The 26,176-nt window shown below is 66.9% G+C and carries 16 protein-coding genes and 1 pseudogene; 11 read left to right on the forward strand and 6 right to left on the reverse strand.

Annotated features, from left to right (window positions below):
* Positions 1-5 precede the first annotated feature (5 nt).
* Both SPHPHY_RS0109325 and SPHPHY_RS0109330 read right to left on the reverse strand, forming a co-directional pair.
* The gene (locus tag SPHPHY_RS0109325) at positions 6-1,319 is read right to left on the reverse strand and encodes a Gfo/Idh/MocA family protein (RefSeq protein ID WP_022686416.1); all 1,314 of its coding nucleotides are present in this window, start codon (positions 1,317-1,319) and stop codon (positions 6-8) included.
* Positions 1,316-2,740, reverse strand: a complete 1,425-nt coding sequence (locus SPHPHY_RS0109330) for a 3-keto-disaccharide hydrolase (RefSeq protein WP_081645285.1) — start codon at positions 2,738-2,740, stop codon at positions 1,316-1,318. Before SPHPHY_RS0109330 ends, SPHPHY_RS0109325 begins: the two co-directional genes overlap by 4 nt.
* A gap of 213 nt (positions 2,741-2,953) precedes the next feature.
* On the opposite strand from SPHPHY_RS0109330, the gene SPHPHY_RS0109335 reads away from it, so the two are divergent.
* The 3 genes from SPHPHY_RS0109335 (at position 2,954) to SPHPHY_RS0109345 (ending at position 8,214) form a co-directional block, all read left to right on the forward strand.
* On the forward strand, positions 2,954-3,700 hold the full coding sequence (locus SPHPHY_RS0109335; RefSeq protein ID WP_022686418.1) for a FadR/GntR family transcriptional regulator: 747 nt from the start codon (positions 2,954-2,956) through the stop codon (positions 3,698-3,700).
* 163 nt (positions 3,701-3,863) lie between these two features.
* Entirely contained in the window at positions 3,864-6,917 is a 3,054-nt protein-coding gene (locus tag SPHPHY_RS0109340; RefSeq protein ID WP_022686419.1) for a TonB-dependent receptor, read from the forward strand.
* Positions 6,918-6,930: 13 nt separating this feature from the next.
* Positions 6,931-8,214: an MFS transporter gene (locus SPHPHY_RS0109345; RefSeq protein WP_022686420.1), complete on the forward strand. Its 1,284-nt coding sequence runs from the start codon at positions 6,931-6,933 to the stop codon at positions 8,212-8,214.
* Between the two features lie 886 nt (positions 8,215-9,100).
* Here the strand turns inward: SPHPHY_RS0109345 and glpK are convergent.
* Both glpK and SPHPHY_RS19835 read right to left on the reverse strand, forming a co-directional pair.
* Positions 9,101-10,597, reverse strand: a complete 1,497-nt coding sequence (glpK, locus tag SPHPHY_RS0109355; RefSeq protein ID WP_022686422.1) for a glycerol kinase GlpK — start codon at positions 10,595-10,597, stop codon at positions 9,101-9,103.
* 31 nt (positions 10,598-10,628) lie between these two features.
* Entirely contained in the window at positions 10,629-11,423 is a 795-nt protein-coding gene (locus SPHPHY_RS19835) for an MIP/aquaporin family protein (protein WP_022686423.1), read from the reverse strand.
* A 142-nt stretch (positions 11,424-11,565) separates the two neighbouring features.
* Between SPHPHY_RS19835 and SPHPHY_RS0109365 the strand changes: the two genes are divergently transcribed.
* From SPHPHY_RS0109365 to SPHPHY_RS0109375, 3 genes are all read left to right on the forward strand, one after another.
* Positions 11,566-13,107 carry a glycerol-3-phosphate dehydrogenase gene (locus tag SPHPHY_RS0109365; protein ID WP_051148299.1) on the forward strand — a complete coding sequence of 514 codons (1,542 nt, stop codon included), beginning with the start codon at positions 11,566-11,568 and terminating at the stop codon, positions 13,105-13,107.
* 135 nt (positions 13,108-13,242) lie between these two features.
* Entirely contained in the window at positions 13,243-13,677 is a 435-nt protein-coding gene (locus SPHPHY_RS0109370; RefSeq protein ID WP_022686425.1) for a pyridoxamine 5'-phosphate oxidase family protein, read from the forward strand.
* A 124-nt stretch (positions 13,678-13,801) separates the two neighbouring features.
* Complete coding sequence (locus SPHPHY_RS0109375; protein ID WP_022686426.1) at positions 13,802-14,662, forward strand: glycosyl transferase family 1; 861 nt, start codon at positions 13,802-13,804, stop codon at positions 14,660-14,662.
* A 212-nt stretch (positions 14,663-14,874) separates the two neighbouring features.
* On the opposite strand, the gene SPHPHY_RS0109385 is transcribed toward SPHPHY_RS0109375, so the two are convergent.
* Complete coding sequence (locus SPHPHY_RS0109385; protein ID WP_022686427.1) at positions 14,875-15,360, reverse strand: Lrp/AsnC family transcriptional regulator; 486 nt, start codon at positions 15,358-15,360, stop codon at positions 14,875-14,877.
* 97 nt (positions 15,361-15,457) lie between these two features.
* Here SPHPHY_RS0109385 and putA point away from each other — a divergent pair.
* From putA to nhaA, 3 genes and pseudogenes are all read left to right on the forward strand, one after another.
* Positions 15,458-19,084 (forward strand): annotated as a pseudogene (gene putA, locus SPHPHY_RS0109390) (trifunctional transcriptional regulator/proline dehydrogenase/L-glutamate gamma-semialdehyde dehydrogenase); the annotation flags it as partial.
* Positions 19,085-19,200: 116 nt separating this feature from the next.
* The gene (locus SPHPHY_RS0109395) at positions 19,201-20,982 is read left to right on the forward strand and encodes a M14 family metallopeptidase (protein WP_022686429.1); all 1,782 of its coding nucleotides are present in this window, start codon (positions 19,201-19,203) and stop codon (positions 20,980-20,982) included.
* Between the two features lie 215 nt (positions 20,983-21,197).
* Positions 21,198-22,613 (forward strand): Na+/H+ antiporter NhaA, encoded by a 1,416-nt coding sequence (gene nhaA / locus SPHPHY_RS0109400; protein ID WP_022686430.1) that lies wholly within the window; start codon positions 21,198-21,200, stop codon positions 22,611-22,613.
* Here the strand turns inward: nhaA and SPHPHY_RS0109405 are convergent.
* Entirely contained in the window at positions 22,600-23,658 is a 1,059-nt protein-coding gene (locus SPHPHY_RS0109405) for a lactonase family protein (protein ID WP_022686431.1), read from the reverse strand. The two genes, nhaA and SPHPHY_RS0109405, sit on opposite strands and share 14 nt — an antisense overlap.
* Before the next feature lie 189 nt (positions 23,659-23,847).
* Here SPHPHY_RS0109405 and SPHPHY_RS0109410 point away from each other — a divergent pair, with 189 nt between their 5' ends.
* Together SPHPHY_RS0109410 and SPHPHY_RS0109415 are read left to right on the forward strand one after the other, a co-directional pair.
* The gene (locus tag SPHPHY_RS0109410; protein WP_022686432.1) at positions 23,848-24,405 is read left to right on the forward strand and encodes a gluconate 2-dehydrogenase subunit 3 family protein; all 558 of its coding nucleotides are present in this window, start codon (positions 23,848-23,850) and stop codon (positions 24,403-24,405) included.
* 58 nt (positions 24,406-24,463) lie between these two features.
* Complete coding sequence (locus tag SPHPHY_RS0109415; RefSeq protein ID WP_022686433.1) at positions 24,464-26,140, forward strand: GMC oxidoreductase; 1,677 nt, start codon at positions 24,464-24,466, stop codon at positions 26,138-26,140.
* The last annotated feature ends 36 nt before the right edge of the window (positions 26,141-26,176 follow it).

A 26,176-nucleotide genomic window follows, 5' to 3' on the forward strand; every position in this document is an offset into this window, starting at 1 on the left:
GTGGGTCAGGCCTTGACCTCCCAGCCGGGCTGATAGTCGACCGACCACAATTTCATCGCCTCGGCGCTGCCCGGCTTACCCGTCGTCGGGTCGACGGTCAGCACGCTGTTGGTGCGATAGGCCATGTTGCCGAGGTGGCAGAGCGTCGTGCTGATGTGTCCCTCCGCGATCGGGGAGGCGAGCGCGGTCGCCCGGCCGCGGATCACGTCGACGAAGTTGGCGGCATGATAGACGTCCAGCGCCCCCTCCCCGACCGTGCCCGTCGTCTCCGACGTCGCCGGTGCCTTTACCTCGCGCAGCATCTTGCCGGCCAGATCGTACAGCTCGAACCCGTTGCGATCGACCACCGCCGAACCCTTCGTGCCGAGCAGCAGCACGCCGCGCCCGCGCCCGCGCGTCAGCTGGCCGTTGCAGCTCTGCCCGTTCCAGCGGATCGCGCGATCGTTGTCGTAGAGCAGGTCGAGCGCGAGCGTGTCGTACATCTCCCAATCGTCGCCCTTGTAGAAATGCCGGGCGCCACGTGCCGCGACCGTCTTGGGGTAGCTCAGCCCCATCAGCCACCGCGCCACGTCAAGTTCGTGCATCGCGTTGTTGCAGATCTCGCCGGTGCCGTACTTCCAGAACCAGTGCCAATTGTAGGGGACGAGGTTGGAACGGTACGGTCCACGCGGACGCGGCCCCTGCCACATGTCCCAGTTCAGGTTCGCAGGCGGCGCGACCTCGGTGCCCGTGCCGATCGAGGTGCGATTGTTGGCGTACCACGCCTGCGCTTCATAGACGTCGCCCAGCTCGCCGGCGCCGATCAACGCCGCCAGCTGTTGCGTTTCGCGGCTCGATCGCTGTTGGTTGCCGACCTGCAATTGCCGCCCGGTGCGGCGCTGCACGGCGATCAGCGCCTCGCCCTCCGCGGGGGCGATGCCGATCGGCTTCTCGACGTAGCAATGCCGGCCAGCATCCATGGCGTCGATCGCCACCTTGGCGTGCCAGTGATCGGGGGTGGCGACGGTGACGATGTCGACCGCCTTCTTGTCGAGCAGCCGACGATAATCGCCCTCCGTCTTCACGCCCGCATTGCCCTTCGCGGCGAACGCCGCGGCACGCTTGGCCAGCACGTCGGAATCGACGTCGACCAGATGGGTGATCGTGACGTTCGGCTGCTTGGTAAACGCGCTCATATGCGCCTGCCCGCGGCCATTGACCCCGACCACGGCGACGCGCAGCCGATCGTTCGCGCCCTTGATCTGCGCATAGCTGCGCGCGCTCACCGCGACGCCGAGCGCCGCGCCCGCGCCGGTCATCATCGTGCGACGGTCCATCATCGACCTGCCCCCTTCTGCAATTCACGGATCTTGATCGAGCGGAAATCGACGCGGTTGCCGTGATCCTGCAGCAGGATCGGCCCGGTCGGGCGCTCGCCGAAGTCGTTAAACCTGGCATATTTGCTCTGCGCCACCAGCGCGCGGAACGCCGGCGATCCGCGCTCGTACTCGACCACCTTGAAACCGTTCAGCCAATGCTCGACATGCCGGCCGCGGCTGACGATCACCGCGCGGTTCCACTCGCCGGGCGGATTGATGCGCTTGCCCGGGCTGTCGGGGTCGGACAGGTTGCGCGCCGGGATCAGGTCGTAAAGCGAGCCGAGCGTGCGGTTGCCGTCGCGACCCATCTTAGCATCGGGGTGCCGCGCGTCGTCGAGCAACTGATACTCCAGCCCGATCGCCGAGCCCGCCCCTTTCGAAAGCGCGGGATCGACGAAATACTTGACCCCGCTGTTGGCGCCTTCGGTCAACCGGAAGTCGACGGACAGTTCGAAATCACCATAGTCGCGGGTGGTCACGATGTCGCCGCCGTTGGTCGATTCGGCGCCGTCCGCACCCTCGACCGTGAACACGCCGTTCGCCATCGACCAGCCCTTGGCGGGAAAGCCGCCACCCTTCGCGCCGGTCCAGCCTGCCGCCGTTTTGCCATCCCACAGCAGCTTCCATCCGGTACGCTGCTCGGCGGGTGACAGGCGGTTCGACAACCAGCCCTGCTGCGCCAGCCCGGTAGCCGGCATCGCGTAGCGCGCGGCGCGGTCGGTGATCATCCGCACCTTGCGGAACCGCACTTCGGGATGGCGCGCGGCATCCGCATCGGGGATGGCGTGGACCTGGAACGCGATGAACCCGCGCGCGTCGGTATCGTCGACGGTGTCGGTTGCGGGTACGCCGTTCACCCACGTCCGCAGGCGGTTGCCGATCGCCTCGACCCGGTAGTGGTTCCAGTCGCCGGGGCGGAAGGCGCGTCGTGCCGCCTCGTTGCGGCCGAGCGTGTAGAGCCATTGCCGACGCTGCTCGTCGTACATGCCCCCGCTCCACCCCCGCTTCGACGGATCGATCTCCGCCTGATAGCCGAAGACGACGCCGTTGCGATATTCCGGCCGGCTTTGCCCACGGATCATCACGCCCGAATTCAGGACCGGGTCGGTCTTGGCGTCGAACTCGATGATGAAGTCGCCGAACTGCGCATCCGATACCAGCCAGCTATTGGCCTTGCCCTGCTCGGCACGCCCGACCAGCTCGTCACCGACCACCGTATAGGTCGCATTGCCGCCGGTCCGGTGCCACCCCGCCAGCCCCTCGCGCGGGGTCACGTCGCGCCACGGCGCCGCCGCCTCGCGCGCCGCCGCCGGTTCCGCCCCGGCCCCTGCCGCGACCGCTGCGGACGCCAGTGCCAACGCCGCCCATCTCCGCACCTTCATGAAGCGCCCTCTCCGCGACTCGGTGCCGCGCCAGCGGCCCGTCGCCTGTGATTGTCGTTTTCCGGGTGCCATTGCACCTCTCCTGCCGTCCAGCCTAAGTTGCGGTCCGACCACATGCAACAGACATGTCAGACATTCTTGGCGATGGCCGTCCATTCCGCTACGGTCGCACCGCGCCACGACCGGCGTCGATGGTGACTTCTAGGGTTCCGGATGCGCAAGACAGAGAGTGGCGGCAAGCTGTACCGCGGGATCGTCGACGCGATCGCGGCCGATATCGCCGCGGGGATATACCCGGTGGGATCGCGACTGCCCGCCGAGCGTGACCTGACCGAACGCTTCAAGGTCAGCCGCCCCACGGTGCGCGAGGCGATGATCGCGCTGGAGATGCAGGGCATGGTCGAGGCCCGCAAGGGCTCCGGCGTCTTCGTCCTGACGACGGGGGTGGCCGATGCCGACCGCGAACTTGATATCGGCGCGTTCGAGATCACCGAGGCGCGGCGATTGCTGGAGGGCGAGGTCGCCGCGGTTGCCGCGACCGAGATCGATGCAGCCCAACTCGCTGAATTGCATACATTGCTGGCGCAGATGGAGCAGAGCGACGTGGTCGCCGCGGAGGATGCCGACCGCCGCTTCCACATCGCGATCGCCGAGGCGACGGGCAATGCGGTGATCATCGCCGCGGTCGCCGATTTCTGGGACATGCGCTTCCGCTCGCCGCTCGCACGGGCGGTATTGCTGAAAGCGGGCAGCCTGGGCGTCGAAAGCCGCATGGCCGAGCATGGCCGCATCCTGGCCGCCCTCGAGGCGCGCTCACCCGTCGATGCGCGCAACGCGATGCGCGATCATCTCTCGCGCGTCATCGACCACCTGCTCGACGTCACCGAAACCGAAGCCGTCGAGCGCGCGCGTGCCGAGGCCACGCAGCGCCGCCACGCGCTGGCGCGACGCTCGGTCTGAACTCGACGAACAAGCGGGGCGATGATCCTTCTGCGTGGCGGCGTTGCCACGTCTGACTGACAATGCTATCTGACAATCGCGATCGGACGTGCTCGTGCCTGACATCAAAAATGATGACGGTACGACGGCATAACGCGGCATGCCGGTCGTCAGGGAGAGGGTCATGACCAGTCAGCACCGCTATAAGCGTCACCTTCACGTCTCGATCAGCCTGTTGAGCCTCGTCGCGGCCGCTCCGTCGTTCGCGCAGGCCGCCGCGCAGCCGACCGCCCCTTCCACGACACCGGACCAGGCCGCGACCTCGCAGGAAAGCGACGGCGGGCAGGTCGCCGACATCGTCGTCACCGGCTTCCGTGCCGCGCTGAACAATGCCCTCAACCAGAAGCGCGCCGAAACTGCCGCGATCGACAGCATCGTCGCCGAGGATATCGGCAAGTTCCCTGATTCCAACCTCGCCGAATCGATGCAGCGCATCCCCGGCGTTGCGCTGTCGCGCGGCGATGGCGGCGAAGGGCGCAACATCTCGGTCCGCGGGCTCGGCGCGCAGTTCACGCGCGTGCGCATCAACGGCATGGAGGGCGTGTCGCAGGTCAGCGGCAGCGACATTCGCGGCGGCGTCGCGACCGGGCGCTCGTTCGATTTCGTGACCTTCCCGACCGAGATCTTCTCGGCGCTGTCGGTACGCAAGACGATGTCGGCGGACGTCGAGGAAGGGTCGCTGGGCGCGACCGTCGACCTGCGCGCGCCGCGCCCGTTCGACCAGAAGAAGGACTTCGTCTTCTCCGGCACCGCACGCGGAATCTACAACGACATCAAGAAAGACGTCGATCCCCGCCTCTCCGCACTGGTGTCGAAGCAGTTCGGCGACACGTTCGGCATTCTCGGCAGCATCGCCTATTCCCGGCGTCACATCGACGAATATGCCTATTCCGCGGTCGATGTCGTCCCGACCTATGTCTACGGCCAGGAAGCGTCCTCGGGCGTGCCGCGCGTCGCGACCGATCCGTTGATCGGCGCCGGCCCCAACCGCTCGCTGATCCTGCCGTTCTGCACGCCCGTCGGCTACAGCTATCGCGGCGTGCCGGTGAACAGCCCGTCGAGCGGCTTCAACCAGCCGAACGGCACCGCGATCGGCGCGGACGCCAACAATTGCAGCGCCGGCAACCCGCGCACCGGGAACGCCGCCGCCTATGATTACATCATGAGCCGGCCGGGCGCGAACGGGCGCCCCGGCGGCGGCGTCTTCCTGCCGCGCCTGCCGCGCCCGGTGAAGAGCAGCCAGGATCAGCAGCGGCTCGCCGGATCGCTGACGCTGCAATGGAAGCCGTCCGACCGCACCGACATCTCGCTCGACGGCCTCTATTCGCGTTTCAAGGTCGATCGCCTCGACACGATGTTCGATGCGCGCTCGTTCGGACGCGCGATCTCGAACAACGGCCAGCCGCTCACCTCGGTGCGCGAGATCGAGGTCGACGACAACGGCTCGCTGATCCACGGCCTGTTCGACGGCGTCGACCTGCGTTCGGAGATGCAGGACGAGCGGTTCACCTCGGACTATCGGCAGGTCAATCTCAATATCGACCATCGCTTCTCCGACACGTTGCGCGTGTTCGGCCTGGCCGGGATCAACCAGTCGCGGCTCGACGTGAACCGCTTGCAGGTGGCGGTCGACTCCAACGACACGCGCGACTGGTCGATCGACTTCCGCGACAATCCCGATATCCCGAAGATCGGCTACGGCATCGACACGACCAATGCCGCGCTGTTCAGCTACGGTCCGCCACTGTCGAACGGCAACCAGCAGGGGCAGCTCTCGAACTTCATCCGGCGTAACACGATCACCAGCAAGACGTTCGAGCTGAACGGCGAATGGGAGGCGGCGCCGCACTTCACCGTCCAGGTCGGCGGGCAATATCGCACCAACAGCTATACCGCGCGCGAGCGGCAATTGGCGACCAACACCCCGCTGGCGCTGCCCGCCGGCGTGTCGCTTTCCAGCCTCACCTTCGTGACGCAGGGCGTGGGCAAGAACCTGGGCGGGCAGTTGCAGGATTTCGCCGCCGTCGATCCGGACAAGTTCCGCTCCGCCGTCGGGCTCGACAGCTATGCCTATTGCAGCGTCGAGTGCGCCAAGGGCACGTACGGCGGCGTCGACGAGAAATACGGCTCCGGCTATTTCATGGTGAAGTTCGACACGCGCGACATCCTGCCTTTCGCGCTGCGCGGCGATGCCGGCGTCCGCTACGTCCACACCGATCTCGAAGCCTACGGCCCGATCACCACCGCCGCGCCCGCAGGCTCGACCTATCCGTCGCGCTTCGTGATCTCGAACGTCCAGCGCTCATATGACGACTGGTTGCCGTCGATGAACCTCGCGCTCGACGTTACGCCGGACCTGATCGCGCGCGTCAGCGCATCGCGCGTGATGTCGCGCCCGTCCTATGGACAGCTGATCCCGGCCGGCTCGGCCAATCTGGTCATCCAGACCGCGTCGTTCAGCAACCCGTTCCTCGAACCGATCCGCGCCAACACCTTCGATGCGTCGCTCGAATGGTATTTCGCGCCGGGCTCGCTGATCTCGCTGGCGTATTTCTACAAGAACATCGAGACCTACATCCAGACGACCAGCACCAGCGTCGCCTTCCAGGACATCGGCCTGCCGCTCAGCCTGCTCAACGGGACGCAGGTCAGCCCGACCGACCTGTTCACGGTTCAGCGCAGCAACAACACGCCGGGCGGTCCGCTGCGCGGGTTCGAGGTAAACGTACAGCTGCCGTTCCGCTTCCTGCCGGGCGCGCTCAGCAATTTCGGTGCGCTCGCCAACTTCACGCGCGTGCGGTCGAACATCAACTACATCATCTCGCCGACGCTTTCGCGAACTGCGCCGCTCGTCGGACTCTCGCCGGAAACCGCCAGCGGCACGCTTTATTACGAAGACAACAAGTTCAGCATCCGCTCGACGGTCAATTACCGTTCCGGCTTCCTCACCGCCGTGCCGAGCGGGTCGGTGGATGCGGATTCGACCTCCAACGCCAGTTCGATCTTCGTCGATGCCTCGGCGTCCTACAATCTCACCGAGAACATCAAGCTGATCGCCGAGGTGACGAACATCACGAACGAGACCAACCGGCTGACCGTCGATACCCTGCGACAGGATCCGCTCTACACCGCCTACTTCGGGCGCACCTACGCGCTTGCCGTGAACTTCCAGCTCTGATCCGCGGATTTCGATGACCGATTCACCACCCGCGCCGCCACGCAAGGCCGGCGGCAATGTCCGCTGGGTGATCTGCGCGCTGCTCTTCTTCGCGACGACGATCAACTATATCGATCGGCAGGTGATCGGCATCCTGAAGCCGACGTTGCAGGGCGAACTCGGCTGGTCGGAGATCGACTATGGCATGATCGTCTTCTGGTTCCAGGCGGCCTATGCGATCGGCTTGCTGGCGTGTGGGCCGATCATCGACAAGGTCGGGTCGCGGCTCGGCTACGCCGCGGCGATCACCTTGTGGAGCCTCGCGGCGGTCGCCCATGCGCTGGTGCGCAGTCCCGGCGGGTTCGCCATGGCGCGCTTTGCGCTCGGGCTGGGCGAGGCGGCGAACTTCCCCGCCGCGATCAAGTCGGTCGCAGAATGGTTTCCCAAGAAGGAGCGCGCACTCGCGGCGGGCATCCTCAACGCCGGCGCCAACGTCGGCGCGATCGCAACCCCGATCGTCGTGCCGCTGATCGCGCTCAGTTATGGCTGGCAGGCCGCCTTCATCATCACCGGGTTGCTGGGGTTCGTCTGGCTCGCCGCATGGCTGGCCTTCTACCGCGCGCCCGAACGGCATCCCCGGCTCGGCGCGCAGGAACTGGCCTATATCACCGCCGACCAGGACAATGATGCCGGCACCGCGCCGATCGCGTGGCGGGCGCTGTTCCGCCGCCGCGCGACCTGGGCGTTCGTGGTCGCCAAGTTCCTGACCGATCCGGTCTGGTATCTGTTCCTGTTCTGGCTGCCGGATTTCTTCGCCAAGCGCCACGGGCTGGACCTGAAGACGTTCGGCCCGCCGTTGATCGCGGTCTACCTGCTCGCCGACGTCGGCAGCATCGGCGGCGGCTGGCTGTCCTCGGCGCTCATCAAGCGCGGCTTCAGCGTCAACGCCGGGCGCAAGCTGGCGCTGCTCGCCTCCGCGATCCTCGTCACCCCGATCGTCTTCGCCAGCAGCGTGTCGAGCCTTGCCGCAGCAGTCGCGATCATCGGGCTCGCCGCCGCGGCGCATCAGGGGTGGTCGTCGAACCTCTACACGATGGTGTCGGACACGTTCCCGCGCACCTCGATCGCCTCGGTCATGGGCATCGGCGGCGCGGCCGGCGCGATCGGCGGGATGATCATGGCGCGCTACGTCGGCCAGGTGCTGGAGACGGTCGGCAGCTACGTGCCCGTGTTCCTGTGGGCAGGCAGCGCCTATCTGGTCGCACTGCTGCTGGTCCACGTGCTCGTCCCGCGGCTCGAAGTGAAAGCGAAGGGTTGAGACCAGGCCCGGACCAGAACGCCTCGGATCACGTCGCTGAGCTAGCAATGGCCGATGTGTCGTTCGCCCTCTGCTTACCCGACGGTCGAGGCAACCCCCGCCCCGTGCCGCTTGCGCCGTCCCAGCATAACCCACGCCTCCGTGTCCGCGACAAGCAGACAACGGGCGTGATCGACCCGCTTGAAAGTGGAACCGAACGCCAACACCGAACCACGCCGTCATTGCGAGCGTAGCGAGGCGATCCAGTGTCGGACCCGAACGCCTCTGCTCGCAATCACCGGTGCGTCGTTCGCCGTCAGCCGCGCCGACCTTGGAGCCGATCGACACCCCAGCCCCCGCGGCGCTTGCGGCGTCCCTGCTAAACCGATGCCCGCTTGTCCCGCGGCAAGCAGACAACGGGCCTGATCCGACCCGCGCTTGGAAGTGAAACCGAACGCCAAGACCGAACCACGCCGTCATTGCGAGCGTAGCGAAGCAATCCAGTCCCGGACCAGAACACCGTGGATGACGTCGCTACGGCTCGCAAAGGCCGGCTCGTCGCTCGCCTCTGCTTATCCGGCCTTCGAGCCGATCGACACCCCAGCCTCCGTGCCCCTTGCGTCGCCTCGGCCCAGCCGATGCCCCGCTTGTTCCGCGGCAAACAGACGGCGAGGTCTGATCAACCCGTGACGGCGATCACGACCGATGGCCGAGCGCTCTCGGCCCCGTCGAAGCACAACCGACCGCCCTGTGGAAACATCGCGCGATCCCGAATTCTCAACCGCCACGCCTTGATCCCCGACGTTGCCTGAGCCGGGTCTCCGCTGCTGGCACGGCAAGTAAATAACGGGTGCTCGCCGCCCCCGCTACGGTGACAAGCATCGCTCTTGAATAACCGTCGCGCCGCTCATTTCCGGACCGTCAGCGTCTTGCCGAGCGCGTCGTGCCAGCCGGCTGCCAGCGTCGCGCGTGCTTCGGCTGCCATCTTCGGCTCGAAACATTCGCCCCGCACCCACGTGGCCGCCAGCGCGTCGAGGTCCTTCCACACTCCGGTCGCCAGCCCGGCATGGAACGCCGCGCCCAGCGCGGTGGTCTCCAGGTGTCGTGGTCGTTCCACCGGCACCTGCAACATGTCGGCGAGGAACTGGCACAGCCAGTCGTTGGCCGCCATGCCGCCGTCGACGCGGATCATCTCCGGCGGATCGCCGCCATCGGCCACCATCGCATCGGCGAGGTCGATCGTCTGATAGCCGACCGCCTCCAGCGCCGCACGCGCCAGATGCGCCTGCGTCGAACCCAGCGTCAGCCCGAAGATCGCGCCGCGCGCATCGGGGTCCCAGTGCGGCGCACCCAGCCCGACGAACGCCGGCACCATATAGACGCCGTGGCTGTCGGGCACCTGCGTCGCCATGCCGTCGGTATCGCGCGCATGGGTGATGACGCCGATCCCGTCGCGCAGCCACTTCACCGCCGCGCCCGCGATGAAGATCGAGCCCTCCAGCGCATAGGTGACCTTGCCGTCCAGGCGGTATGCCGGCGTCGTCAGCAGGCGGTGTTCGGACGTCACCGCCTCCTCGCCGGTGTTCAGCAGCATGAAGCAGCCGGTGCCATAGGTCGACTTCGCCATGCCGGCCGCGAAACACGCCTGCCCGAACAACGCCGCCTGCTGGTCGCCGGCCACGCCGGCGATCGGGATCGCGGCGTCGAACAGCCCCTCGGCGGTGTGGCCGAACAGGTGGCTGTTGTCGTGCACCTCCGGCAACATCGCCATCGGCACGTCGAACAGCGCACACAGCGCTTCGTCCCAGCGCTGTGCGTGGATGTCGTACAACAGCGTGCGGCTGGCATTGGTGATGTCGGTGGCGTGCACCGCGCCACCGGTCAGCCGCCACAGCAGGAAGCTGTCGATCGTCCCGAACGCCAGTTCGCCCTTTTCCGCCCGCGCCCGCGCGCCATCGACGTGGTCGAGGACCCACGCCAGCTTGGTCGCCGAAAAATAGGGATCGAGCAACAACCCGGTCTTGGCGCGGACGGTCGGCTCATGCCCTTCCTCCTTCAGTCGCGCGCACAGCTCGGCGGTGCGGCGGTCCTGCCAGACGATGGCGTGGTGGATCGCGGCGCCGCTCGCGCGGTCCCAGACGACCACCGTCTCGCGCTGGTTGGTGATGCCGATCCCGGCGATGCCGTCCGCGCCGACGCCGCTTTCGGCCAACGCTTCGCGTGCGGTTGCCAGCGTGTCGCGCCAGATGTCCTCCGGGTCGTGCTCGACCCAGCCGGGACGCGGGTAATGCTGCGCGAATTCGCGCTGCGCGGTGGCGACGGCGTGCGTGTCGCTGCCGAAGACGATCGCGCGGGTCGAGGTGGTACCCTGGTCGATTGCCAGGATGTGCGAGGGGCCGGCCACTTCTGTCTCCTTGGCTGTCGTATCGCCGCCGCTACGCGCGCGAACGGGGCGGCAGATAGGGCCGCACGAGATATTGATAGATCGCAGCGCCGGTCACGCCGCCGACCAACGGTCCGGCGATCGGCACCCACCAGTAATTGCCGGGCCCGGGCAGCGCGGAGTCTCCCCATCCCATCAACCAGCAGAACAGCCGCGGTCCGAAGTCGCGCGCCGGGTTGATCGGCCAGCCCTCCAGGTACCCTGCCGACGCACCGATGCACGCGACGAGCAAACCGACGATCGGCGCGCTGGCGTTGGCCATCGGCGCCTGGGTGTTGAACTCGTCGGTGATCGCGAAGATTCCGAGCAACAGGATCGCGGTCAGCACCACCTCGTCCCAGAACGCGTGAATCGGCGTGATATGCGGCCCCGGCGCGGTAAAAAACACGCCCGCCGCGCCCCCTGCGGCACGGGTCAGCCCGTGTGTGGCGTTATACGCTTCGATCACCGGACCGAACAATTGATAGACCAACGCCGCGCCGATCATGGCGCCGACGATCTGCGCTACGACATAGGGCAGCACCTTGTGCCGCGGAAAGTCGCGGAACAGCATCAGCGCCAGCGTCACCGCCGGGTTGGCGTGCGTGCCCGACACCGCCCCGGTGACGTAGATCGCCAGCGTCACCGCCAAGCCCCAGGCGATGCAAACGCCCCAATAAGCAGTGGCATACGGGCTGGGATCGTACAGGATCAGCATCGCGGCGGCCGAATTGCCCAGGGTGATGATGATCGTCACGGCCAGCGCCTCCGCGATCAATTCGCCCCTGAAGCTATGTTGCGCCGTCATTTGCCCGCCTCTCCCCGCCGGCGTTTTCCGGTCGTGGCGCAATACTGTCACTCGTTTTACGCAAGCGTCAATGCGCCGGTTTGAAACTTGCCGGCCAACCACGCATATCGATACGCAACGGACAGCCGGGCGATCGCCCGATATGAGGTGTTTAGTGGCGCAACAGACGGCATCCGCGACCTTCGACGCCGACCTGCTGGTGATCGGCGGCGGCATCAACGGCGTCGGGATCGCACGCGATGCGGCGGGGCGCGGGCTGTCGGTGGTGCTGGTCGAGCAGGACGACCTCGCCAGCCACACGTCATCGGCATCGACCAAGTTGATCCACGGCGGCCTGCGTTACCTCGAATATCGTGAGTTCCGGCTGGTGCGAGAGGCGCTTATCGAGCGCGAGCGGTTGTGGCGGATGGCGCCGCACATCATCTGGCCGCTGGAATTCGTGCTGCCGCAAAGCAACTCGCCGCGCCCTGCATGGCTCGTGCGGCTGGGACTGTTCCTCTACGACCATCTCGGTGGCCGCAAGGACCTGCCCGCGACGCGGACGGTGGCGCTCGATCGCGACCCCGTCGGCAACGGCTTGCGGCCCGGCCATCCGAAGGCCTTCGTCTATTCCGATTGCTGGGTGGAGGACAGTCGGCTGGTCGTGCTCAACGCGCGCGACGCCGCCGCGCGCGGCGCGACGATCCTTACGCGCACCCGATTGGTGGCCGCGCAGCGCGACGATGACGGCGGTGGGTGGATCGCGACGGTCGAGGACGGCGATGGCCGGCGCGACCTGCGGACGCGCGCGCTGGTCAACGCCGCCGGCCCATGGGTTGCCGAAGTGCTGGGCATGGTTCCGGACGCACGGGGCGACAAGGGCGTGCGGCTGATCAAGGGAAGCCACATCGTCGTGCCGCGCCTCTACGAGGGCGCGCATGCGTTCCTGCTCCAGAACCCTGATCGGCGCGTCGTCTTCGCCATCCCCTACGAACAGCATTTCACGCTGATCGGCACCACCGACGAAGCATGGCAGGGCGCCCCCGGCCGCGCCGCGATCGACCAGCAAGAAATCGACTACCTGCTCGGCACCGTCGCGCGCTATTTCGAGCGGCCGGTGGTGCAGGACGACATCGCCTGGAGCTATTCCGGCATCCGCCCGCTCTACGACGATCATGCCGCCAACGCCGCTGCCGTCACGCGCGATTATGTGCTGCACCTGGAGGGCGACACCGCGCGCGCGCCGCTGCTGTCGATCTTCGGTGGAAAGATCACCACGTATCGCAAGCTTGCCGAGCATGCCTTGCAGGAACTTGCCCCGTTCTTCCCGGCTGCCGGCAATGCATGGACAGCCGGTGCCACCTTGCCCGGAGGCGATATGCCGGACGCCGATTTCGACCGCTATCTCGCGCAGATCGTTGTTCGATATCCTAGCCAGCCCGCATCGCTGCTGCGACGCCTCGCCCGCGCCTACGGCACCGACACGGCGGAGCTGCTTGGTGAGGCTGCGACGCCGGGCGATCTCGGCGAGGACTTTGGCGCCGGTCTCCACGCGCGCGAGATCGACTTCCTCTGCGAGCGGGAATGGGCGAGAACCGGCGACGACATCCTGTTCCGGCGCAGCAAGCTGGGTCTTCATGTGACGGCCGGGACGATCGAGCGGATCGACGCCTATCTCGCGCAGCGGAGGGGTGCAGCAAACTAGATCTCATCAACCTTTCGCGGGGTTTGCACGCCCTCCAAATGAACCCGGCCGTCCCGGGTACGTTAGGGCCGGACGCGATAGCGGAAGACGGGACGACCTGCTGTCCCGAACCGAGGCGCGTTCGAGGAGAATGGCGTGGCCGAACTGACACTCGCGGATCTGTCGAAGAAGATGGCGAAGCTCGACTTTGCCATGCTGGCGACGCAATCGGCAGACGGCGGGACGACCGCGCGCCCGATGAGCAACAACGGCGACGTCGAATATCAGGGCGACAGTTACTTCTTCTCCTATGCGGACTCCCGCAAAGTTGCGGAGATCAAGGCCAATCCTCGCGTCACGCTCAGCTACACCGGTGCCGCCGGAATGCTCGGCGGGCCGCCGTTGTTCGTGGCCGTCGATGGCGCGGCGTCGCTCATCACGGATCGACAAGCCTTCGAGGAACATTGGACCAAGGATCTCGATCGCTACTTTCCGGAAGGGGTCGACACCCCCGGTGTCGTCATGATCAAGATTCACGCCGCGACGATTCGCTATTGGGACGGCGGGGACGAGGGAGAGTTGCGCGCCTGACGCTGGCGGGTGCGATCTGCGTGGCAGGGCGGAACCGCGGGTGCGGAAGCATCGTCGGCCCAGCGTGTTAAAAAGCGTGCCGCTCCGTTCACGCGCGGCTGCGCCCGCGCTATGCGGCAAGCCCATGCGTACGTTCCTGCTCTCGCTCGCCGCCGCGTTGCTTTCGGCCACCCCGGCACATGCCGAGACGATCCTGTTCGTCGGCAACAGCTTCACCTTCGGTGCCAACGCGCCGGTAAGGGTGCTCAACGCCGATCGGGTGACCGACCTCAATAACGAACGGATCGGCGGGGTACCGGGATTGTTCAAGCGCTTCAGCGAGGAAGCCGGCCTCGACTGGCAGGTTTCGCTCGAAACGTCGCCGGGCAAGACGCTCGGATGGCACTTGGCGGAGCGGCGCACGCTGCTCGATCGCCGCTGGGACCATGTCGTCCTGCAGGAATACAGCACGCTCTCGCCGGTCGCGCCGGGTGACGGCGCCGCGACGATCGCGGACGCGCGCCGGATCGCTGACCTAGTTCGATCTCGCAACGACAAGGTTGCGATCACATTAACGTCGACATGGACGCGCCCGGATCTGGTGTTCCTGCCCGACAAACGCTGGTCGGGAACGCCGGTCCAGCAAATGGCGAACGACCTCCGCCGCGTCATGGACCGCGCCGCAAAGGACGCGCGTGCTGACGTCGCCCCCGTCGGTCAGGCGTTCACCTGCGCGATCCGCAGCGGGGCGGCGGACGCCAATCCCTATGATGGGATCGACTTCACCCGCGTGCCTTTGTGGTCGTACGATCATTACCACGCGAGCAGCTACGGTTATTACCTCGAGGCGCTGGTCGTCTTCGGGCGCGTCACCGGGGTCGATCCGCTGACGCTGGGGCCGGGCGAGAGCGCCGCCGCCGACCTCGGCTTTTCGAGCGCGGAAACCGGTGCGCTACAGCAGGCCGCGCACGATGTGATCGCGACCGACGGCGGATGCGGGCGTTAGGCGCTGCTTCATCGCGGGGCAATGCGAACACGGTATGGGGTCGTGATCGACGGCCATCAGAAAAGACGCCCCCATCAGCAATCGTTACCTTCGTCGTCGGCGCCGGCATCGCCAGTCCAGGGTGCTCGCGTTCACGCTGTTCCTTGCGTTCGCCGCCGTGGCGACCGCGGTACTTTGCGTCGTCGCGCTGACATCTCGCTAGCCGGAGTGGGCTACACGCCGGCGTCGCGGATCGTCTCCATAGCGACGAATGTCGAAGTGCTGGCGACATGCGGGAGCGACGAAATCCGCTCGCCCAGGACCTCGCGATAGCGACGAATATCCGCCGTACGCACCTTCAGCAGATAATCGAAGCTGCTGGCGATCATGTGGCATTCCTCGACCTCCGGGATGCGCAGCACCGCCCGGCGGAACTCATCGAGCGCCGCCTCGCGCGTGTCGGACAGCTTCACCTCGGTGAAGGCGACGTGATCCAGCCCGAGCCGGGCCGGATCAACGATGGCGCGGAAGCCGAGGATGTAGCCGGCGTCGATCAGCCGCCGCAGCCGCACCTGGCACGGTGTTTTCGACAATCCCACGCGGCGCGCCAGTTCGGTGACCGATAGCCGGCCCTCCGCACGCAAGGCGTCGATGATCCGCCGATCGAACGCGTCGATCGGCGCGCTTGCGGCGATTTTGGCGTCCGTTCGGTTTGTCATGCGTCCTCGAATAGTATCGAATGGCGCGATATTGCCGCAAATACGGACGGATCGCCAGTGACGCGTCGGCTATGGTGCGCAAACGAGAGAGGACCCGACCGCGATGACTGCCACCCTTCCGCCTTTTGCCCGCTTCGCGCCGCCGATCCGCCCGCAAAGCGTACTACGCCAGGCGATCACCGCTGCGTATCGTCGCAGCGAGCCTGAGTGCCTCGCGCCGCTGCTCGACGCCGCCTCGCTTACCGATCCGATCCGCACTGCCACGGCGGCGACCGCGACGGCGCTGGTCACGGCATTGCGCGCCAAGCACAAGGGCACCGGGGTGGAAGGGCTGGTGCAGGAATATGCGCTGTCTAGCCAGGAAGGCGTGGCGCTGATGTGCCTTGCCGAGGCGCTGCTGCGGATCCCGGATACCGCGACGCGCGACGCGTTGATCCGCGACAAGATAGCGGGCGGCGACTGGCGCAGCCATGTCGGCGATGGGCGCTCGTTGTTCGTCAATGCCGCGAGCTGGGGGCTGGTCGTCACCGGCAAGCTGACCGGCAGCGTCAACGACAGCGGCCTCAGCGCCGCGCTGACACGGCTGATCGCGCGGGCGGGCGAGCCGGTGATCCGCCGCGGCGTCGACATGGCCATGCGGATGATGGGCGAGCAGTTCGTCACCGGCGAGACGATCGCCGAAGCGCTGAAGCGCGCTCGCCCACTCGAGGCGCGCGGGTTCCGCTACAGCTATGACATGCTGGGTGAGGCGGCGACCACCGCCGCCGACGCCGAACGCTATTACCGCGACTACGTCGACGCCGTGGAGGCGATCGGCGTCGCATCGGCCCGGCGGGGGATCTACGAAGGCCCGGGCATTTCGATCAAGCTGTCGGCGCTGCACCCGCGGTATGTGCGTGCGCAGTCCGGACGCGTGATGGCGGAGCTGCTGCCGAAGGTGAAGGCGCTGGCGCTGCTCGCCCGGCGTCACGACATCGGGCTGAACATCGATGCAGAGGAAGCCGACCGGCTGGAATTGTCGCTCGACCTGCTCGAAAGCCTCGCGACCGACCCCGAGCTTGCCGGCTGGGACGGGCTGGGCTTCGTCGTGCAGGCTTATGGAAAGCGCTGCCCGTTCGTGATCGACTGGATCGTCGACCTCGCACGCCGTGCCGGGCGGCGCATCATGGTGCGGCTGGTCAAGGGCGCCTACTGGGACGCCGAGATCAAGCGTGCGCAGGTCGACGGCCTCTCCGATTTTCCGGTCTATACCCGCAAGATCCACACCGACGTCGCGTACATCGCCTGTGCGCGCAAGCTGCTGGCGTCGCGCGACGCGGTATTCCCGCAGTTCGCGACCCACAATGCGCAAACCCTCTCGGCGATCTACCATCTCGCCGGCGAGCGCTTCACGGTCGGGGATTATGAGTTCCAGTGCCTGCACGGCATGGGCGAACCGCTGTACGACGAAGTCGTCGGCGCGGACAAACTCAACCGGCCGTGCCGCATCTACGCGCCGGTTGGCACGCATGAAACGCTGCTCGCCTATCTGGTTCGACGGTTGCTAGAGAACGGAGCGAACTCGTCATTCGTCAACCGTATCGCCGATCCGGAAGTCTCGATCGCCGACCTCGTCGCCGACCCGGCCGAAGCGGTGCGACGCATGGCGGTGCCGGGGCAGAAGAACCCGCAGATAGCGCTGCCTGCTGAACTCTACGGCGCGCGCGTCAACTCCACCGGGCTCGACCTGAGCGACGAGAACGTGCTCGCTGCACTCGCCGAGACGATGGCGGCGCAGGGGCCATGGCGTGCCGGTGCAAACGGCACCGCGCGTGCGGTGCTGAACCCCGCCGATTACCGCGATGAAGTGGGCGTCGTCTTCGAGATGGACGCCGAGGGTGCGCGCGCTGCCGCCCGTGCCGCACAAGCCGCCGCCCCCGGCTGGGCGCAGGTCAGCCCCGCCGAGCGCGCTGCGATGCTCGATCGGGCCGCCGACGCGATGCAGGCGCAAATGCCGAACTTGCTGGCGCTGATCGTCCGCGAGGCGGGCAAGTCGCTCCCCAACGCCATTGCCGAGGTGCGCGAGGCGATCGACTTCCTGCGCTACTATGCCGAACAGGCCCGCTCGACGTTGGGCGCCGCGCACCGCGCTCTGGGTGTGGTCACGTGCATCAGTCCCTGGAACTTCCCGCTGGCGATCTTCACCGGGCAGGTCGCCGCTGCGCTGGTCGCGGGCAATGCGGTGCTCGCCAAGCCGGCCGAGGAGACCCCGCTGATCGCAGCGCAGGGCATCGCGATCCTGCACGAGGCCGGCATCCCCGCGGACATCCTGCACCTCGTCGCCGGCGACGGCGCGATCGGCGCGGCCCTGGTTGCCGCGCCCGAGACCAGCGCGGTGATGTTCACCGGCTCGACAGAGGTCGCGCGGCTGATCCAGAAGGAATTGTCCAAACGGCTGCTGCCCGACGGCGCGCCGATCCCGTTCATCGCCGAGACCGGCGGACAGAATGCGATGATCGTCGACTCGTCGGCGCTCGCCGAGCAGGTGGTGGCGGACGTGATCGCCTCCGCCTTCGACAGCGCGGGGCAGCGCTGTTCGGCATTACGCATCCTGTGCCTTCAGGACGAGATCGCCGACCGCACACTCGCGATGATCCGCGGCGCGCTCCACGAACTCTCGATTGGACGCACCGACACGCTCGCCACCGACATCGGCCCGGTCATCACCGGCGATGCGCGCGCCACGATCGATCAGCACATCACCAGGATGCGCGCCGCCGGTCACCGCGTCGAGCAGGTCGAGCCGGTCGGCGACACCGCGCACGGCACGTTCGTCCCGCCGACGATCGTAGAGTTGCGCGACATCGCCGAACTGGAGCGCGAGGTGTTCGGCCCGGTGTTGCACGTCGTTCGCTTCCGCCGCGCCGAGCTCGACCGGCTGATCGATCGCATCAACGCCACCGGTTATGGTCTCACCTTCGGGCTGCACACCCGGCTTGACGAAACGATCGCGCATGTCACCAGCCGGGTGAAGGCGGGCAATCTCTACATCAACCGCAACGTCATCGGTGCGGTCGTCGGCGTCCAGCCGTTCGGTGGGCGCGGCTTGTCGGGCACCGGACCGAAGGCGGGCGGCCCATTGTATCTCGGGCGTCTCGTCACGGGCGCGGACCTGCCGCCGCCGATCGTGTCGGACCGCGCCGACCCGGCGGCACGCGACCTGGCGGTGCTGCTGGAGGAACGCGGCGAAGCCGCCGCCGCGGCGCGCGTGCGCACGGCGATCGGCCGTTCGATGCTGGGCGCGGAAGCGGAACTGGCCGGACCGGTCGGGGAGCGCAACCTCTACGCACTCCATCCACGCGGCCGAATCCTGCTGCTTCCGCAAACGCGCGACGGGCTGTTGGAGCAATTGGGGGTCGCGCTGGCGGCGGGTAACGACGTGGTCGTCGCCGACGTCGGTGAGTTGCGCGAGACGCTGACCACGCTGCCTCCGGCGATCGCGGCGCGCGTCCATGTCGCGACCGACTGGCGTCGCGAGCACGACTATGCCGGCGCGTTGATCGAGGGCGACGGGCCGCGCGTGGCCTCGGCGCTGGCCGCGCTTGCCGAACTCCCGGGGCCGATCGTGCTGCCGCAGGCGGCATCGGCGGGCTATCGGCTTGAGTGGTTGGTCGAGGAGGTCTCGACCTCGATCAATACGACCGCCGCTGGTGGCAACGCGAGCCTGATGAGCCTGAGTGCTTGATATGAAAGATGAAGGTTGAGGTACGACATAACGTCTCATAAGTAGCGCACTCGAATGTCCGTGGAGCAGGCGACGTCTTGCGCCACGGACGCCCTCCTCGTGCGAGATCGACTACCATGGCCCCTCTCCTTCGCCGCGCTTCTGCGCTGGCGCTGTCGACCGCCCTCCCCGCGGCGGCACAATCACCGATCGACTTGCCGCCTGAATTGCCCTGGAGCGGGGCAAGCGAGCGATTGATCGCAGCGGCCGACGATCCGTGGATCACCCCGGCCGAGGCGGCGGGCTTCCGCACCACGCCGCGCTATGCCGAAGTCCGCGCATGGCTGGAGCGGCTCGCCGCCGCCTCCCCGATGATCTCGATGGAAACGTTCGGGCATACCGGCGAAGGCCGCGACATGCTGCTGGTCCGCGCGCACAAAGGCGCCGCCCGGAAGCCGGTGGTGCTGGTGCAGGCCGGGATCCACGCCGGTGAGATCGACGGCAAGGACGCCGGGCTCATGCTGCTGCGCGATATCGCCCTGCGCGGTCGGGACGACCTGCTCGACAAGGTCGATCTGGTCTTCGTGCCGATCTACAACATCGACGGTCACGAACGGATGAGCGCCTGGAATTTCGTCCACCTGCGCGGGCCGGCGCTGAAGGGCCACGACGCCAACGCTCGCGACATCGATCTCAATCGCGACTACGCCAAGGCCGACGCGCCGGAGACGCGCGCGATGATCGCGCTGCTGCGCCGGCTCGATCCGATCCTCTACGTCGACTGCCACGTCAGCGAAGGCTTCGATATGCAGTATGACGTCACCTTCACCTATGCCGGATGGGGCAGATATGCACGGCACCGCGCGACGGCGGACTGGCTGGAGCGGCGGTTCGGGCCGGCTGCACAGGCCGCGCTGACCGCGGCGGGACACCTGCCGATCATCTATCCCTCGCCGATCGATGCGCGCACGCCGGCCAAGGGCATCCGCTATGGCCCGGAAGGGCCGCGCTATTCGACCGGCTATGGTGACTTCATCGGTGTGCCGACCGTACTGGTCGAGAACCATATGCTCAAACCCTACCGGCAGCGCGTGCTCGGCACCTATGTCCTCCTAGACGCCGCCCTGAAGATCGCCGGCGACGATGCCAGGCAGATCGCCGCGGCCAAGGCGGCCGACCGGGCCAGTCGGCCACGTGAGTTGCTGACGCGCTGGACGCCGATGGAACAGCCCGTCGGCTGGATCGAGCGCTTCAAGGGCGTGGCGTTCGACACCTATATGTCGCCCGCTTCAGGTCGACGGGAGCAGCGCTGGACCGGAAGGAAGGTGACGTTCCGGATGCCGGTCATCGGCCAGCGCGCGACCGAAACAGTGGCGTTGCCCGCCGCGTGGTGGGTGCCCGCGGCGCACACCGAAGTGCTCGATCGCCTGCGTCTCCATGGCATCGACTTCGCGGCGATCGATCGCGGGCGCACGCTGGAGCTGGACGAGGCGCGTCTGGTCAACCCGAAGATCACCGGCGCCAGCGAGGGCCGATACCTCATCGCCACCGCCTTGACCCACCGCACGATTCCGCAGGTACTGCCGGCAGGCACCGTGCGCGTGCCGTCCGATCAGCCGAACGGCCTGCTCGCCGCTGCCCTTCTGGAGCCGGAGAGCCAGGACTCGTTTCTGGCGTGGGGCTTCTTTCCGGAGATGTTGGCCCCACCGCCGAGCACCGACGCCTTCATCCTCGCGGCGCTCGGCGACAAGTTGCTGGCCACCGATCCCGCGGTTCGCGCCGCGTTCGAGAAGCGGCTCCTTGAGGATCGAGGCTTCGCTGCCGATCCCGATGCGCGGCTGGCGTGGCTTTACGCGCGCGCGGGGCCGGGCCATCCGCATCACCTCATCTATCCGATCCTCCGCGAGCCGGCGCGCTAGCCACGCTGCCGAAAACCGAGGTGGCACGCTCCGTCACGGGATCGCGCTCGTCCGATTGCGCGCTTCTACGGACCGCATCGTCCGAGGTACGATAGCGGGAGAGGCTGGCTTGCGCGGATTTGAGTGGGGCGATCGGTCAGGCGCTTCACGCGACCACTGACGGGGAACGGCATTCCACTTCAGCCGTATATCCCATTCTCGAGAAAAGGATTTCCATGGCGCTCACCCCGCGTCTGTCGGGGCAGGTCGCTGCCCGCGCCCATCATTCGCGCGCTGCCGGCGTGCTCCAGAGGATCGCGCCGTTCTTCGCGATCGGCGAGGTCTCCGGCGGGCCGCTGCTGATCGCCTCGATCGTGGCACTGTCTGTCGTCAACTCGCCGCTGGGGCACGATTACGAACGGCTGTGGGATACAGCACTTCGCTTCAGCTACGGCAACCTCGCGATCGCACGTCCGCTTGCGGAATGGGTCAACGATGCGCTGATGCCGTTGTTTTTCCTCATCATCGGCACTGAGGTGAAGCGCGAGTTCAGCAAGGGATCGCTCGCGACACTGCGCACTGCGATCCTGCCCGTCGCCGGCGCGGTGGGAGGGCTGGTCATCCCGATCGGCATCTATCTAGCCTTTAACTACGGCACGCCGACGCAGCACGGCTGGGGCGTGGTCGCGGCGATGGACACCGCATTCAGCCTCGCGATCGTCGCAATGTTCACCACCCGCCTCCCCGCCGCGGTGCGCGCGGTGCTGCTGGCGTTCGCGGCGATCGACGACGTGTTCGGGCTGCTGGTCATCGCGTTCGCCTATACCGCCACGCTGGAATGGATGTATCTCCTCGGCGCCGCCGCCGCTTATGCCGCGATCCTGCTCCTGTTACGGGCCGGCTGGGTCGCGTCGGTCGCCTACATCCTGTTGGGTGCCGCGGTGTGGGTCTGCATTCTCGGGTCGGGCATTCACCCGACGATCGCGGGCGTCGCGATCGGGCTGCTGCTTCCCACGACCTCACGGCTGTCGGAGCAACGCTTCGCCGAGCGCGTCCAGCGACCGGTCGATCGCCTGCGCAAGGCACAGCATGCCGTCGCCAACTCCGACGACGAAGCCACCGTCGTGCGCGAGCGCGAGCAGGCGCAGAGCGAGTTGGGCTACATCCACGAGATGGCCGCCGCCACGGATGAGCCCGCCGAGCGGCTGGTGCGCATCCTGACGCCGTGGGTATCCTACCTTGTGCTGCCGTTGTTCGCGCTGTCCAACGTGCGAATCCATCTGTCCGGCGGGCTGATCGGCGATGCGCTGCAGTCGCCGCTCGCGCTGGGGATCGTCGCAGGTCTCGTGATCGGCAAGCCGCTTGGTTTTTTCGCTGCCGCCTGGGCCGCGGCTGCCCTTGCCGGGGCGCGATTGCCCGAGGGCGTGACATGGCGGATGATCGTCGGCATCGGCGGCGTCGCGGGGATCGGTTTCACGATCTCACTGTTCATCGCCGAACTGGCATTCGCCGGGTCGGAGGGCACCGAGATGGCGGCGCTCGCGATCCTTGCGGCGTCGCTCATCTCCGGCATGTTCGGTTACGCGGTGCTATGGAGCGCCGCCGCACCCGCACCCGCACCGGCACCCGCGGACGAATCTACTCGCCAATAAAGGCCACTCCCGGCACCGCGACGGCGGGACCGGCCGCACCAAGCGTCCCGTCACGTTGTAGCGGCAGGCGCGTGATTGTTCCGGCACGCTGGTTCGCGACCAGCATGTTTCCCTGCCGCTCCAGCAACCGGAAGAAGCGCGGCCAATGCCCTCCGCATCCGACGTGCTGGAGCAAGCGCAGCCCGCCATCGCGTGCCACATCGTACACCGCGATGCTATCGTGCCCGCGGTTCGAGACGTAGAGCCGCGAACCGGCCGCGTTCAGCGCGATGTGCGCGGCGGCAGATGAACCACGGAAGTCGGTCGGTAGCGTCGATACGACTGCCTGCTTGGCAAAGGTGCCGTCCGTCGATGCGCGCAGCACCGTCACCGTATTGGCGAGTTCCGCCACAAGATAGGCGATCGGCATGCGTGGGTGCCGGACGAGATGACGCGGCCCGGAGCCGGCTTCGGCAGTGTAGGCGATGCTCGTGTCCGCGATATGTCCGGACGTGCGCTCGAAGCGGTGCGCGAACACCGCATCCGCACCCAGGTCGACCGAGTGCAGCGTTGCGCCGTCGGCGGTAAAGCCGACCCAATGCGCATGTGCCGCGGCCTGCCGCTCCTTGTCGGGCCCACTTCCTTCGTGCCGCACGAGCTGCGCTTCGCCGCGCAGCAGCCCGGTAGCTCGATCGAGCGTCCAGATCGCGACGCTCCCACTCGAGTAATTGGCGACCGCCAGCATGTCGCCGGTTCGGTTGAGCGTGACATAGCAGGGGTCCGCGCCCTTGGTCGAAGCGCCGGCCACCTTGCGGAACGTCGCATCGTAGATCCCGATAGCGCCCTGTTGCTGCTCGTCGAGCAGGTAGCGCAGACGGTGCCGCGCGCCATTCGCGCCGAACGACAGGTTGCGGATGGCGGCCATCGCGGTGCCCGCTCGCCAGCCATTCCCAGCTGCGACCAGCGGCACCAGCCCTGCCCCGCCCTCGTTGGCATAGGTACCGGCATAGAGGCCGGGACGGCTCGCGGCGAAGCTTTGCGCCGGCAGTGCGCCAAGCGCGAGCAAGCCGCCCGTAACGGCACGACGGGTCGGAAGTGATGATGATCGATCGGGCATAAGCAATCCAACCCGCCCGGCGCGCCCGCGTCAAGCGCCCGCTGCGCGGTTCCGCACCCCCGACCTCAAGCGCCATTGACGGGCGTGCAATGACGTTTAATACTCTGACAGATAAAAGAGATTTTAGGGAGAAGGCTGGTGATCGACCGGAGAGCGGCACTCGCCGGCATGGTGGGTGTGTTCGGCGCGAGCCTGTTCGCGCCTTTGGCACGCGCCGTTGCCTATCAGCCTAACCCCGTCATCAACACAGGCGCACCCGCAATGGTGTTCACGCCGGCGCAACGCGCGTTGGTGGCGGCGCTGAGCGAGCGCGTGTTGCCGACCACCGACACGCCCGGCGCGATCGCCGCCGGTGTTCCCGAGTATATCGAGCATATGCTGGGTGACTGGGCGGTCGATGACGACCGCGCGACGATCCTCGGCGGGCTCGCCGCGATCGAGGCGCGCAGCATGGCCGACTACGGCAAACCGGCCATCAAGGCATCGCCGGCGCAACAGGATGCCTTGCTGACGCTCGCCATGAACGGGCAACTGGCGGACGCCGCATCGTTCTTCCAGCCCTTCCGACAGCTCGTGCTCACCGGCTATTACACGTCCGAGATCGGGATCACGCAGGAACGTCACTATTTGCCGGTCCCGGGCGATTATGACGGCGCCTATCCCTATGCGAAGGTCAAGCGGATCTTCTCGTCCTAGCCGTTCGCGACCACGGCCTTTTCTCTTACAGACCCCTTCGATCCGGCGGACCTTCATCATGGCAGCAACAGATCGCTTCGACGCAATCGTCATCGGCTCCGGCATCAGCGGCGGATGGGCCGCCAAGGAGCTCACCGAAAAGGGGCTGCGCGTCCTGATGGTCGATCGCGGCCGCATGGTCGAACATGGCGAGGACTATCCCTACGACGGCAAGTCCGCGTTCGAGATTCCGGCGCGTGACAAGATGCCGGCCGCGCTCGCCAAGCGCGACTATTTCGCGCTGAATGGGTGGGTATCGCCCAGCACCCAGCCGTTCTTCGTCAACGACCGGCTCACGCCCTACGATTACGACGCGCCCAACAAGTTCAATTGGGTGCGCCCGTCGGTCGTCGGCGGCAAGTCGCTGACCTGGGGTCGCTGGAGCTTCCGCTGGAGTCCGGCGGACTTCGAGGCCAACAAGCGCGAAGGTGTCGGCACCGACTGGCCGATCCGCTACGATGACATCGCGCCCTGGTACAGCTACGTCGAGAAGTACATCGGCGTGTCCGGCGGTCGCGAGGATCTGCCGTATCTCCCGGACAGCGAGTTCATGCCGCCGATGCCGATGAACATCGCGGAGAAGTGGCTTAAGGAGCGCCTCGAGAACAAGTTTCCCGGCCGCAAGTTGATCAATGCGCGGCTGAGCAACATCACCGAGGACAAGCCGGAGCAGAACCGCTCGCGCTGTCAGAAGCGCGCGCAATGCCATCGCGGGTGCAGCTTCGGCGCCTATTTCTCGACGCAGGCCGTCACGCTTCCGGCCGCGCGCGCGACCGGCCGGCTGACGCTTCGGTCGGACACGTGGGTCACCAACCTCGAATATGATCCGGCGCGGAAGCGGGTCACCGGCGTCCGGCTGGTCGACGCCAACACCGGCAAGGCGGAGGTGGTGCAGGCGCGCATGGTATTCCTGTGCGCCTCGGCGATGAGTTCGCTGCACATCCTGCTCAATTCGCGCGCCGAGGGCAGCGAGCGCAGCTATTTCCATTCCAACGGCGCCCTGGGCAGCGCGGTAATGGATCATATCTTCCGCGTCGGCGTGTCGGGCGACATTCCCGGCATGACCGATTACGTCGAATATGGCCGCCGCCCGGGCGGCGTCTACGTTCCCCGCTTCCGCAATCTCGCCGATGAGGATGTGCCGTTCAAGCGCGGCTATGGCTATCAGGGCTCGGCATTCCGACAGGCCGCCACGCCCGAAGGCTTCGGCGCCGCGATGAAGCACGCGATGCGCGAATACGGGCCGTGGCGCTTCTCGATGGGAGCGTTCGGCGAGTGCCTGCCGTACGAAGACAACCGGGTCATGCTGAACTTCGACAAGAAGGATCGCTTCGGCACGCCGTTGCTGCGCTTCGACGTCCGCTTCCGCGACAACGAGATCAAGATGATGGACGACGCGCAGGAACAGGGCATGATCATGCTGCGGCAGGCCGGTCTCACCAACGTCACCAGCAGCCGTGGCAAGCACGTCCCCGGCGAGGCGATCCATGAGATGGGCGGCGCACGCATGGGCCGCGATCCGCGCACGTCGGTCCTCAACGGCTGGAACCAGGCGCACGACGCGCCGAACCTGTTCGTCACCGACGGCGCGCAAATGGCGTCGGTGTCGTGCGTGAATCCGTCGCTTACCTTCATGACGATGACCGCACGCGCCGCCGATTACGCCGTCAAGCAGATGCAGGCCGGCATGATCTGACGGTGCCCCGGCGACGTTGGCGTACCATCGTCGCCG

It is taken from the genome of Sphingomonas phyllosphaerae 5.2, from assembly GCF_000419605.1.
Lineage (GTDB): Bacteria > Pseudomonadota > Alphaproteobacteria > Sphingomonadales > Sphingomonadaceae > Sphingomonas > Sphingomonas phyllosphaerae_B.